The organism is Flavobacterium sp. Sr18, from assembly GCF_011064265.1.
Classification (GTDB): Bacteria; Bacteroidota; Bacteroidia; order Flavobacteriales; family Flavobacteriaceae; genus Flavobacterium; species Flavobacterium petrolei.
This window is the reverse complement of record NZ_CP049329.1, coordinates 2,587,253-2,601,033: the sequence shown is the minus strand read 5'-3', so window position 1 is coordinate 2,601,033 and position 13,781 is coordinate 2,587,253. Positions and strand designations below refer to the sequence as shown.

Here is a 13,781-nt window from a genome sequence, read left to right as displayed (position 1 = left end):
TGTAAGTATTATTATACTATTTTCTATTACCAAATGTATGTTCCTACTGAACCTGCTTCCAGTGAAGTTGTTATCCATTTTCCATTCTGTTTAATATTAAAAATTTCGGAAGTATTCCCATCATTTTCAACAATTAAAACTTTTTTCCCGCCAGGTGATTTAAAAGCCACAGAATTCAAATTACCACTAATGTTACTCGAAATTCTAACGGATCCTGCTGGAACAAATTTAGAGGCGTGGGCAATGATATAATACCCTACATTTCTGGTAAAACTATCACTGCTGTTAATGGTCAATGCGCCTTTGCAAGTCGTGCAACCGCCGGGAGTATTTGGTCCAAAAGAAGCGTTATTTGCTAAGTTCCATTCTAATGCTGTTCTGCTCCAATTTCGCATCGAACCGATGATTACATTTTTTACATGCCATTTCAAATCCCCATCAAAACTTCCTGTAGAAGCCGTGTATTGCTCTGTAAAATAGATATTTTTATTTGGGAACGAATTATGAACTGTAGACAAAGCACTGATATCACCTTCGTACAAATGAAAAGCAGAACCGTCAACATAAGGATTTGCTCCTGGATCATTCAGCACAGCAATAGGATATTCAGGTTTGTTGCAATTATGGTCGTATGCTACAATTTTCGTCGACAAATTTGCCGCTTTAAAAGCTGGACCTAAATGATTTTTTATAAACTCAGCCTGTTGCAATGCAAGCATCAACATACTTGGATTATTCCCCGGATGCAACGGTTCGTTTTGAGGGGTAACGGCATCAATTGTGATTCCTTCGGCTTTCATTGTTTGGATATACTTCACAAAATATTTTGCATAAACGGCATAATATTCCGGTTTCAAGCTTCCGCCAATAAAACCATTATTATCTTTCATCCAAACTGGTGGCGACCATGGCGTTGCCATAATTTTAATATTTGGATTGATTGCCACAATTTCTTTTAGCATTGGAATCAAATCCGTTTTATCTGGTGCCAAACTGAAATTGTCCAGATTTACATCTATTTGTCCGCTTGGTAAATCGTCATATGTAAATGGCGTTGCATTCAAATCGGATGCGCCAATACTGATTCTTAAATAACTAATGGTAATTGAATTAGCATCGGAACCAAACAATTCTTTTAATAATTCTTGTCGCTTTTGCGCATTTAACTGATTGATAACCTGAGCGCTTCCTCCTGTTAAAGTATATCCGAAACCATCAATTGTCTGAAACGTTTTTGCATCATCAACCTCAATATTTGCGTAGTTATTTACCGTGGTTCCAAACGCTAAAACCGACGTTTGCTTTTGAAGTGTTACACTTTGATTGCCTTTAGTCAACCAAAAATCCATTTCATTGGTAACTGCTGCTGGCGGATTTGGTGTTGGCGTTGGAGCCGGATCAACAGTATCTCCTGATGGAGAACATTTTGACATAAGCAAGGTAAGGGTTAGTACAACTAAAAACTTCATAGTGTTTTTTATAGTGTTCATAATTTATTTCAAGTTTATTTCAACATAAACCGGTAAATGATCGGATGGATATTTCAAGTCTTTTGAATCGCTTAAAACTGCATATTTTTTTACTTTAAAAATGCTATTCTTCGAAATAAAAATATAGTCAATCAATTTAGTTACGGGTTTGTTGTGTTTAAAATTGTTAAATGTTCCTGAAGGCCCAAAAGGTTTTTCTATCGAAACCGCTCTGGTATCATCCATTGCCTTTTTAAGCAGTAGTATTCTGTCGTCTTGCGGTTCTGAGTTAAAACACCCATCAGAATTACAGGATATTTTTTTGTGTTTAGTTCCTTTATTTTCGAAAGAATTAATTCAATTCCTTTTGTTCTGGCTTGTTCCCCAATGTGGTCCAAATGGGTATTAAAAACCCAAAAGAGTTGTTTTGTCTTTAAATCTTTGAATAGCGCGTACGTACAAACTCTATTTAGGGCAGCATCCCAACCTTTTGAAATTGTATTTGGCGTTTCAGAAAGCCAGAATGTATTGCTTTCTTTGACCGTAAATCTTTCTTTTTTATAAAAAATATTAGATGATTCTCCCTGCCCAATTCCGTCTCTTCCTATACCAACATTATTGTATTCTAAAAGTGCTTTTGAAATATCAATAACCTGATTGGGTTTTGCTTCTTGGATTCCAAAAACATCAGGATTATAGAACTGAATTTGAGAAGAGAAATACTCTTTCCTAAAAGGCCAAGCATTAGTTCCATCACTGTCTACATCTAAGCGAATGTTATAGGTCATCACTTTCAATGTTTGCGCATTAGAAAAAAATCCCGTTAGCAGAAAAACTACCGAAACAATTATTTTTTTTACCTGATTCATAATGCTATTTAAAATTAATATTCTCCATCTGAGCTTCTATCCAACTTACAAATAGAAGCTCTCAATGAAGACCTAACTAAACAAAAACCATATTATTTAGTGTTAAGAATCCCAATTATCCATTTGAATACTTGTTAATCGGTTGTTTGACACCTTTTGTAAATACTACTAAAATTAGCAAAAGAGAACAATAATTCTATTCTAACTCCTAATTATTTAATTGAATAAAAAATAAAAATTCTTTAACACTGCGTTTTGAGAACTACAAATTTATTTTTTTGAACTTTAATTAAAGGAACTGGAATACTAAATAAAGCTCAGAACAGGAATGCGTTCTGAGCTTACATTTACTATTTTTTGTTGCATTCAGAGTTTCTATTGAATGGAAACGTACATTCTATTTGAATTAATTGTAACCTGGATTTTGTTTCAATTTGGTTCCTTGTAATTCTCTTTCAGGAATTGGAAAAATTTCATCAACACCTGCATCAAAACCTCTGTTTGTTAATTTAGAAGCTGCATCACCCCAACGCACCAAATCAAAAAATCGGTGACCTTCGCCGGCAAGTTCCATTCTTCTTTCATTTTTAATGGCTGCAAGCGTAACGGGAATAGAAGGCAAACCAACTCTGGCTCTCACTGCATCCAGTAAAGCTTGCGCTCTGGCTCCTGAACCTAAAGCTTCGGCCTCCATCAAATAAGAATCGGCCAATCTAAGAATATATGTATTTTGCTTATAATTTAATTCTGCTGCTCCTCCACCGGTACGAACATCTTCTTTACGTGGAAGAAATTTGTTTAAAAAATAACCTGTATCTTGATATCCACCAATATAGTCTGCTTTTCCAGCTGCTTTTAATGCTTTAAGGTCAAAAATAGTAGCGCCAAATCTTGGATCCCCTTTTATGGCATCATACAAATCTTGAGTAACAATACTAAAACACCATCCTGATGGCAAATCAGGCGCTGTAGAACCTGCCGGTCTTGAATAACTTCTTGGTCCAACCATAACGTTCAAGGAATTCCCTTCGTCTCTTCCGGATCCCCAAAAACCCCAGTCCGAATTTCCAGCACTAGTGTGAGAAACTTCGATAAGAGATTCCGTGTTGAATTTATTAGATACTACCCATAAGTCATTAAAATTACTTAGAAGTTTATTTCCATATTGATTTGTAGCTCCCGGAGTTCCATTTACCTGAGCCAAAATAGCTGCTGCTTCTGTTTTTTTACTTTGAAACAAATACACTTTACCTAACATGGCTTGCGCAGCGCCTTTAGTAAGTCGGCCAGATTCAGTCTCCGCAGAAACTGTTGTTGGCAAAACATTGATTGCATCTAGTAAATCCTTCTCAATTTGCGCATAAACAGCTTCTGGAGCAGCTTGCTCAACGTTATACATATTAGTTGCCGTCAAAGGATCTAATAGTAAAGGCACATTTTTGAACAATCGCACTAAATCGAAATAATATATTGCACGTAATGCTTTAGACTCAGCGGTAAATCGTGCTTTAACATCATCTGGCATAGCCACAGTGGGTAATTTTAACAATAAAGTGTTCGCTCTAAAAATACCTTGATAATAATCGTTCCAAAAACTTCCCGGGATAATGGTTGCCGTGAGTGTATGAGTTGAAAAACCTTGGATTCCAGCTCCATCTGTTGGACCACCGCCACCAGCAAAATGATCATCTGAACCAGAATTCATCATCGAAATCATGTTTTCAAAACCACTAGAATTTTTTCTGATTGGATCATAAACTCCCACAAGAGCGGCTGTAGCCTGATCTTGATTTGCATAATAATTTTCTGAAAGAAAAGAACCTTCAGGTTTTACTTCCACAAATTCCTCAGTGCAAGAACTTAGGGAAACCATTGCAACTGCAATAAATAAATATTTGAATTGTATCGTTTTCATAATTGTTGATTGTATTAAAATTGTACGTTAGCTCCAAGCATAAATGTTCTTGCTTGAGGGTAAATTCCTTTATCTATTCCAAAAACTCCTCCACCAATCTCTGGATCGTACCCTGAATATTTCGTAATAGTCAATAGATTTTCAGCCGTTACGTAAAAACGCACTTTGCTTGCTCCTATTTTACTCACAGAACTTACCGGTAATGAATATCCTAATTGAACCAATTTTAATCTCAAATAATCTCCTTTTTCAAGATAGAAATCAGACATTCTTCCAAAATTGCTATTGGTGTCATTGTTAGTAAGTCTTGGGTAATCATTTGAAGTCCCTTCGCCTGTCCATCTGTTCAATGCACTTGTTTGATAATTTGCATTTCCTACATCCAATCGGCGTAAGCCCTGGAAAATTTTATTTCCTGCTGCACCTTGTGAAAAGACCATGAAATCGAAGTTTTTATAATCAAAATTTAAGGTTAAACCAAAAGTGTATTTTGGAATATTAGTCCCCAAGAATTGTTTATCATCATCACCAATCGAACCATTCCCATTTGTATCTACCCAACGGAAATCTCCCGGACGTGCATTAGGTTGAATTAAACCACCCGAAGCATTTGTGTAGGCTGCAATTTCAGCTTGATTTTGAAAAATTCCGGCTGTTTTAAAACCGTAAAATGAGTTATAGGACTGCCCAACTTGTGTTCTTGTCACTTGTCCCATTGATTGAAAAGAAGCGTCACCAGCAATAAAATCAGCATCAGCAGCTACATACGTAACTTTATTTTCTAAGTAAGCAACATTTCCATTTACAGAAAAATTAAGATCTCCAAAGTTCTTTTTGTACCCTAATTCAACCTCAATCCCTTTATTGTCCATGTCGGCCACATTCCCAATTGGACTTGCAGTAACTCCCACATAACCCGGAATATTTATTGGACGTAAAATTCCTTTGGTTGATTTTTTATATAAATCGACCGTCAGACTGATATCATTAAAAAATTTCGATTCAAATCCTACATTCGCCTGGGAGGTTTCTTCCCATCTTAAATCTGGATTATCAAGAGTAAGATTTGCATATCCTGTAGTTATGGCTCCAGTATTGCCAAAAGAATAATTGTAACCGCCCTCCACTAACGAAAGATATCTAAAATCGGGAATAGCATCATTTCCTACAATTCCGTAACCACCTCTAATCTTAAATGTATTCAGGACTTTGCTTTCTTTCCAAAAATCTTCTTTGGTCAAAACCCAACCTAAATTAAACGATGGAAATACTCCGAATTTATTATTCCCTCCAAAACGACTTGAACCATCGCGACGAATAATTCCTGTAAACAAATATTTCTCTTTGAAATCATAATTCACACGTGAAAATAAAGAAGTCAGTTTATGTTCTGTAGCATCATATGTATAACTACTTCTGTCGGATTGCGGAATATCAAAATTGAAAGACGCTTCACGGTAATTAGTCACTGGCAAACCAAACAATGTCGCACCAAGACCTCCACCGATATTATCTACGTAAGAACCTTGACCTAATAAAACGGTAACATTATGATTCCCAAACTGGTTATTGTAAGTCAATATATTTTCAATATTCCATGCAAAACTCTTATTTTCATTTTTACTTAAGTTATTTTTAAGCACATTTGATGTGGCACTCAAGTAGAACACTGGCGTAAATCCCTGTCCACCCCATGTAGACAATTTTGCTCCAAGAGTTGATCTTACTTTAATGTGTTTGGTAATAGCTGCTTCTAAATAAGTATTTCCTACGATATCATCAGCAGTACTATAACTTCCTAATCTAGTTTTGGCATACGCCAAAGGATTTGTCATTTCTTGACCTACTAAACTTGAAATTCCATAAGGATTTCCATTTCCGTCACGAATCACAGGATTTGAACTGTAAGGAGCGCCATTAGCTTTTGCAGGATCAGTTTCTACTAAAGGAGTAGTTGGATCTAAGTTGATAGCAGAACTTAATGGTCCACCAAATTCACTATTAGTATTCCCTATTCCAATTGATTTTTGTCTTGAAAAACCAAGCGTTTGACCAAAAGTAAAAACTTTAGAAAGTTTATGAGTAGAGTTCAAACGGAAATTCTTTTTAGTAAAGTTTGATATTTCTGTAGAAACAATCCCTTCTTGGTCTTGAAGTCCAAAAGAAGCATAAAAATTAGAAACATCATTTCCTCCACTAATACTTAACTCATGAGAATAACGAAAAGCACTGCTGTTAAAAATTGCGTTTTGCCAGTCCGTACCAACTCCTAAAGAAGCTACATTAGGAAATACCGCTACTCCACCTGCAGCAACAGACTTTTCGTTCATGATAGTAGCATACTGAGTTGCATTTAATAAATTTAAAGTTTTTTCTGGTGCAGAAAAACCTGAAAACCCATTGTAGTTAACAGAAATTTTTCCTGATTTTCCTTTTTTGGTTGTTACCAAAATTACTCCTGTCGCAGCACGCGTACCGTAAATTGCAGCAGAAGCAGCATCTTTCAACACTTCGATTGATTCGATATCAGATTGATTAAGGAATCCAATTCCGCCACCGTCAACAACAACACCATCAACAACCCAAAGAGGATTATTACCGCCCTCGCCAAAAGTGGTTACACCCCTAACACGTATTGTAGATGCAGAACCTGGTTGACCTGAACTGGCAGCAATAGTAACACCAGAAACTCTTCCTTGTAATGCTTGCTCAATTCGTCCGTTTGGAACTTTCTCAAGATCCTTTGCTTTCACACTGGAAATAGCTCCTGTTACAACACTTTTCTTTTGAGTTCCATAACCAACAACTACTACTTCTTGTAAACTTTCTGTTGAAGGCTTTAGTGTTACATCAATTTTAGTCCTTCCACTAATTAGCTCTTTTATCGTTGTATATCCTACATAGCTAAATTCCAAAGAACCTTTAGCATCAGTGCTAATTTGATAATTTCCATCAAAATCAGTTGCTACAGCTTTCGATGTTCCTTCAATTAAAATAGAGACTCCTGGAATTGGAAGTCCGTTTTCATCATATACTTTTCCGCTTACAGTAACATCTTGTGCTTGTGTGTAAACTGAGAATAGAATAGATAAAAGACAAAAAACAAACAGTTTTGTAAATTTCATATTTCTAAAAATTTTGGTTAATTAATTAGTAATTTAAAGCAATAGTAGCGCTATTTTTTTTAAATTCATTTTAATTATTTACTACAAAAACACATCAAACACTTTTTTATTACTTAACAAAAACACATCAAATAAAATATAAATAATTGCTAATTAACAGTTTAAATATTTTTTATGATTGTTATTTAAATGTTAATTAAAATTAAAACCACTACATTTATAAAATAAACAAATATTGTCCTTTAATTATAGAATTCATTAAAATACAACTCAATAGCTGTGCATTTATAAATACTACACATCATCCTTTTACAAACAATTATCAACGCAATATATACAGGCTCCAATCATGAAATTTTCTAAACTTCACATCCTAATTTTTCTGATTCTATCTTCTTTTGCTACTTATGGCCAAATAAAAAATATTGGCCTACCAGAAATCAGAAATTACAAAAGAAGAGATTACAAAGGAGGCACCCAAAACTGGAATATTGATCAAGACAAAAATGGCAATATGTACTTTGCTAATAATAATGGCCTGTTTCAATTTGACGGTTCGACTTGGAGAAAATACACTTTGCCTAATTTTTCCGCTATTAGATGTTTAAAAATTGCTAACTCCGGGAAAATATTCGTCGGTGGTTACGATGAATTTGGTTATTTTAAGTCAGATTCAAAAGGAAAACTAATTTATTTCTCCATTTCAAAATTGGTAAACCGTGAAAACATTAAAACAATTGACTTCATTTGGAAAATACACCTTGAAGGCGATGACGTCATTTTCCAGTCTTTTGCAAGAGCCTATATTCTCAACAAAAATAATCTCAAATTACTCGAAGCACCTGATAGATTCCAATTTTCATTTCAAATTAAAAACCAACTTTATTTTCAGGATGTTTCTAAAGGCATAATGAAATATGAAAGCGGACAATTGCAACCTTTGAAAGGCTCAACAACATTAAACAATACCGAAATTTGGGGAATGTTTCCTATGCCTGAAAATAAAATACTCATTACGACTTTAGACAAAGGATTGTATTTATATGACGGAGAAAAAATGACTTCATGGAATACGGAAGCTAATATTTTCATTAAAAAGAATAGTTCTTTAGGTGGTGTAACAATAAAGGATAAGTTCATCGTGCTGAATTCTGTTTTAGACGGTGTTATTATTTGCGATTTAAACGGCAAAATAATTCAACACATCAATCATCAAAAAGGACTTCAAAACAACACGGTTCTTACCTCTTTCATTGACAATAAGAACAATCTATGGCTGGGATTGGACAACGGAATTGCCTTTATAAATGAAAATTCTCCGTTTACCTATTTTGGATTTAGTTTTGGTTTAAGCACCGTTTACGCCTCAGTTATTTATAAAGGAAATCTTTATGTGGCAACGAATCAAGGACTTTTCTATCATTCTTGGAACAACACTATTAAAGAAAATAAATTCACACTTGTCGAAGGAACTACTGGACAAGCATGGAACATCCAAGTAATTGATGACCAATTAATATGCGCCCACAATAGAGGAGCGTTACTAATACTGGGCGAAAAAGTGGTTAAAACCTTAAATAATAAAGGCCATTTTGGGTTTAAGACAATTCCAAATCGTCCAAATTATATTATCGGCTCAACCTATAACGGCTTCACAGTATTTGAAAAAACAGCAAATAGCTTGGAATATAAAAACCAAATTGACGGTTTTGATAAATCTGCCAATACATTTGAAATAGATGAAAATAATTTATGGCTGAAAAAGGATGAATTAATCTATCAAATGAGAATTACAGAAGATTTAAAAAAATTCAAATCAATTAAAATACACCAGAATTTATCAAATTCAGCTGTAGGAATTGGAAGTATCCAACGTATAAAAAATACTATTTACTTTCAGACAAAAAACCGTTTTTATAAATACTCCCAAGAACAAGACTTGTTTTTTGAAGATAAAAAAATGAGCGCATTATTCAAGGAAATTCCAAAAATCTATTCCTTATCAGAGGATAATTACGGTAACATTTGGTACCTTTTTAATGAATCATTAGGCGTATTGATGAAAACCCCGAATGGAAAATATAAAAACACCTTGACTCCATTTTCAAATTTAACGGGGAATTTGGTTAATAATTACTTATCTGTAAATACAATAAATCCTGAGAACGTATTCATAGGTTTAAATGACGGTTTAGCACATTATAATACTAAACTATCAAATTATCTAGTTACAAAACCCAAAGCGTTTATCCGCAGTTTTTCCTATCCTGGAGACACTATACTTTTAGGAAATGGACAAAACAAGATTGAAAAACTTAAAATTCCATATGCATCAAATCAAGTAAAATTCACCTTCTCGTCACCGACTTATGAAAATCTGGAAAATATAGAATTTTCCTATCAGCTGGAAGGTTTTGATGACGGATGGAGCAATTGGTCCACAGTACCTATAAAAGAATATACTAATCTAAAAGAAGGCGATTACACTATGAAATTGAAGGTTAGAAACAGTTACGGAATCCAATCTGAAGAAGCTCTTGCTACTTTTACCGTTTCTCCCCCATTTTACAGGCATTTTTTAGCCTATTTACTTTACGTTTTGATCATTGTCGCTTCAATATTTTTTATTAGAAACAGAATAAAAATGAAAATTCGAAAAAATAAATATTATGAAACTATCGAACAACGAAGATTATACCTGGAAAAAGAATCCAAAATAAGACAGGAACAATACGAATTAGAGAAGGAAATTGAAAAATTGAAAAATGACAAATTGCAAATTAAGATTCTAGCAAAAGACAAAGAATTAGTCAATAACTCGTTGCAAGTAGTAAAGAAAAACAAAATCCTGAACGGTATAATCTATAAATTAAAAGACATCAATGTCGAATCCTTTGATGATTCCACTAAATTCCAATTTACAAAACTAAACAAAAGCATCACAAAGGAGGTGAATGCAGATAAAAGCTGGAAAGATTTAGAAAAACACATAAAAAATGTCCATTTTGATTTCCTAAAAAGACTAAAAGAAAAGTATCCAACAATATCTCCACGAGAACTGGATTTATCAACTTATTTATTGATGAATATGTCTACCAAAGAAATTGCCGAAATCATGAATATTTCCAGTGGCGGAGTAGAATTAGCACGCTATAGATTAAGAAAAAAACTAGAGTTAAACAAAAAAGAAAATCTTATAGGATTTTTAATGAGTATTTAATTGAAGTAAAAATGCCATCAAAATAAATCGTGATGGCATTTTTTCTGGTTGAATTGTTTCTTAACTACTCTATAAATTCCAAGGTTCGCTCCAACGCCATTCCACGAGATCCTTTAATTAAAATAGTACTATTATCGAATTTCATGTCAGACAAATCATTTGAAAAACTTTCAAAAGTATTGTAAAACCCAAAATTATCCTTCTCAATTTTACTTTCATAAAATGCGGATCCAACAAAATAACACTTTACATTTTCATACTTTGACAACATGGCAACAATTGCCTTATGTTCTTTTAAACTTTCGTCACCAAGCTCAAACATATCTCCTAAAATCATAACTTTATTAGCGTTGTCTAATTGCAGAAAGTTCTCAATTGCTACAGACATACTACTGGGATTTGCATTATAAGCATCGAGAATAAACTGATTTGAACCTTTTTGCACTAATTGTGATCTGTTGTTTTCAGGAATATAACTTTCTAAAGCATCTTTTATTTCACTGTCCGTGACTCCAAAATATTTCCCTATAGTCAGAGCTGCGTTAATGTTATTCGCATTATACAACCCTATTAAATGAGATTGAATTAGCAAATCTGAATAGCCGATTGTCACAAACGGATTCGCTTTGATCGAAGTGATATTGACATCAGCATTTGTTTTGTTAATACCGAAAGAATATGACTTTAGCAACTTTGACTTTTCTACTTGAATTGGGTCTTCCAAATTAATAAAGACAAGTTTATCATTTGCCGAAAGGTATTTATACATTTCGCTTTTGCCTTCAATCACACCCTCAACACCACCAAAACCTTCTAAATGAGCTTTGCCAAAATTAGTAATATACCCATAATCCGGCGTTGCCAATTCACAGAGAAATTCAATTTCTTTTTTGTGATTAGCTCCCATTTCAACTATCCCTATTTCAGTTTCTGAAGTAAAAGAAAGCAATGTCAACGGCACCCCGATATGATTGTTTAGGTTTCCTACGGTTGCTTTAGTTTTGTATTTTTTCGAAAGCACAACATTAATAAGTTCTTTAGTGGTCGTTTTACCGTTGCTTCCCGTAAGCGCAATTATAGGCAATTTTAGATAATCCCGATGGAATTTTGCCAATTCCTGCAGTGAGATCAAACTATCTTCAACCAAAATCGTTCTTTGGTCAATAAAATAAGATTTGTCATCAATTATCACATAGGAAGCACCTTTATCCAATGCCTCTTTCGCAAATGTATTCGCATCAAAACGCTCCCCTTTTATGGCTATAAATAAAGAGTTTGTCTCAATTTTACGAGTGTCAATTGAAACTGAGCTGCATTGTAAAAATAAACTATGAATGTAATTAATATCCATTTTAAACGATTTTAAAAAAAAAGCCCTAATCAAAGGGCTTTTTTTTTGTATTATATCTTAAATATTTAATTTCTCGGCGATCTTTTCTTATCTGCTTTTGGCCCTACTCTAGACATTGCGCATCTAAAACCGATATAATCCGTAGCCATATCTTGAGGAAAATATCTTCTTTGTGCAGGATCAAGCCAATAAGCTCTATCTCTCCATGAACCACCTTTATAAACTCTAACCTGATCATTAATCAAAGTAGACCTTTTATTTGAAGAATCATATTTCCGAACCATTTTACCTAAACTGTCTGTTGTAACATTATGTCTAGGAGAATTATACATGGATTTTTCGATTTTTGATTTTTCATCATCAGAGTCGGAACCTCCAAAATTATAATATTTACTAGACTGCTTGTCTCCATCCCTATAATTGATGTTATTACTTTTATCGAAATTTTGTCTCAAATAAGTTTCTTGCTCATCTACTGGAACTTGTGCAATCTCTCCTGGTAAGTTCCTAGCAATAATTCTACCATTACTTAAAGTATCATACTGAATATTATCTTTAGTGACAATTTCAATTTTACCATCTGCACCAATTTTATTTTTAGTATATAGATTCCCTCTAAAATAATTAAAATCATTTGCTTCATTGTCTACAATAGGTCTGTATACATCCGCAACCCATTCAGCAACGTTTCCAGCCATATCATACAATCCAAAATCATTTGCTGCATATTTTTTTACTTCATTAGTTATATCGGCACCATCATCAGACCAACCTGCAATTCCACCGTAATCACCATTTCCTTGCTTAAAATTCGCTAACTGATTCCCTTTATTTTGTCTTTTTCCAGAGCGAGTATACCCACCAGACCAAGGGTATTTTTTTTGACCTTTATATGAATTATACTCTCTTTGACCTACATCTGCAGCAGCTGCATATTCCCATTCAGCCTCTGTTGGAAGTCTATATTCTGGTAAAACAATCCCAGAAGATCTTTGTGCATAAACATTTTTTTCTTCCGTAATTTTACCGTCTTTATCAGCTTTTGGAGATTTAGCTTTTTTGGAACCTCTCCCACCTTTTAATACAATTTCTTCATTACCTCCAAAAGTGCTTGTAGGAGACTTTAAATAGGTCTCTGTACTAAAAGAGCTTTCTGCACTAACTTCTGTGTTTTTAGCATTCTTTTTGAGATACCCATTTTTTTCTAAAACTGCTTCGTTTACACGATCAGTTCTCCATTTACTAAATTCAACTGCTTGAATCCAATTCACACCTACAACAGGATATTCTGCATAAGAAGGATGTCTCAAGTAATTATTAGTCATAGTTTCATTATAACCTAATCTATTTCTCCAAACTAAAGTGTCAGGCGAAGCACCTTCGTATATGTTTTTATAATTTTCTTCACTAGGCGGAAAAACCATTTTCAACCAATCTAAATATTCTAAATACATAAAATTAGTTACTTCAGTTTCATCCATGTAAAACGACTGAACATGTTGCTGAGTTGGCGCATTATTCCAATCATGCATTACATCATCCTGCACTTTTCCCATTGTAAAAGTTCCACCTTCTACAAAAACCAAACCAGGCCCTGCTTCTTGCTTCTTATTACCCGAACCTGCTTTTTTACCATCAACGTTCCAACCTGTTGCTCTTGATGAATTTTTGGAGCTAGATTTTTTACTGCAACTAGCCAAACCGACAATCAATATAATTGATAAAATCAATCGTACGACCATAATTTTCTTTACTTTCATACTCTTTAGTAGGTAATAATTTTTGAAGCCGCAATATAATAATTATGATTTAATCTGCAACGTCCTTTTTTT

6 protein-coding genes and 1 pseudogene are annotated in these 13,781 nt (G+C 33.9%); 1 reads left to right on the top strand and 6 read right to left on the bottom strand.

From position 1 onward, the window contains the following. Positions 1-26 precede the first annotated feature (26 nt). The 4 genes and pseudogenes from G7A72_RS11420 to G7A72_RS11405 form a co-directional block, all read right to left on the bottom strand. Entirely contained in the window at positions 27-1,490 is a 1,464-nt protein-coding gene (locus tag G7A72_RS11420; RefSeq protein WP_241258505.1) for a glycoside hydrolase family 30 beta sandwich domain-containing protein, read from the bottom strand. A gap of 3 nt (positions 1,491-1,493) precedes the next feature. Continuing rightward, a pseudogene (locus G7A72_RS11415) lies at positions 1,494-2,257 on the bottom strand (endonuclease/exonuclease/phosphatase family protein). Between the two features lie 487 nt (positions 2,258-2,744). After that, the gene (locus G7A72_RS11410; protein ID WP_165152571.1) at positions 2,745-4,253 is read right to left on the bottom strand and encodes a RagB/SusD family nutrient uptake outer membrane protein; all 1,509 of its coding nucleotides are present in this window, start codon (positions 4,251-4,253) and stop codon (positions 2,745-2,747) included. A 14-nt stretch (positions 4,254-4,267) separates the two neighbouring features. Beyond that, a complete protein-coding gene (locus tag G7A72_RS11405; protein ID WP_165152570.1) occupies positions 4,268-7,378 on the bottom strand; it encodes a TonB-dependent receptor in 3,111 nt (1,036 codons plus the stop codon). Between the two features lie 349 nt (positions 7,379-7,727). On the opposite strand from G7A72_RS11405, the gene G7A72_RS11400 reads away from it, so the two are divergent. Next, positions 7,728-10,598, top strand: coding sequence for a triple tyrosine motif-containing protein (locus G7A72_RS11400; RefSeq protein ID WP_165152569.1), 2,871 nt, complete (start codon positions 7,728-7,730; stop codon positions 10,596-10,598). Between the two features lie 64 nt (positions 10,599-10,662). Here G7A72_RS11400 and murF read toward each other — a convergent pair whose 3' ends face one another. Next, positions 10,663-11,949: a UDP-N-acetylmuramoyl-tripeptide--D-alanyl-D-alanine ligase gene (murF, locus tag G7A72_RS11395; protein WP_165152568.1), complete on the bottom strand. Its 1,287-nt coding sequence runs from the start codon at positions 11,947-11,949 to the stop codon at positions 10,663-10,665. 65 nt (positions 11,950-12,014) lie between these two features. Beyond that, a complete protein-coding gene (gldJ, locus tag G7A72_RS11390; RefSeq protein WP_113667168.1) occupies positions 12,015-13,709 on the bottom strand; it encodes a gliding motility lipoprotein GldJ in 1,695 nt (564 codons plus the stop codon). Positions 13,710-13,781 lie beyond the last annotated feature (72 nt).

Coding starts and splice junctions, on each gene's coding strand:
- G7A72_RS11420 (WP_241258505.1), bottom strand. CDS start 1,490: ATGAACACTATAAAAAACACTATGAAGTTTTTAGTTGTACTAACCCTT.
- G7A72_RS11400 (WP_165152569.1), top strand. CDS start 7,728: ATGAAATTTTCTAAACTTCACATCCTAATTTTTCTGATTCTATCTTCT.
- G7A72_RS11405 (WP_165152570.1), bottom strand. CDS start 7,378: ATGAAATTTACAAAACTGTTTGTTTTTTGTCTTTTATCTATTCTATTC.
- gldJ (WP_113667168.1), bottom strand. CDS start 13,709: ATGAAAGTAAAGAAAATTATGGTCGTACGATTGATTTTATCAATTATA.
- G7A72_RS11410 (WP_165152571.1), bottom strand. CDS start 4,253: ATGAAAACGATACAATTCAAATATTTATTTATTGCAGTTGCAATGGTT.
- murF (WP_165152568.1), bottom strand. CDS start 11,949: ATGGATATTAATTACATTCATAGTTTATTTTTACAATGCAGCTCAGTT.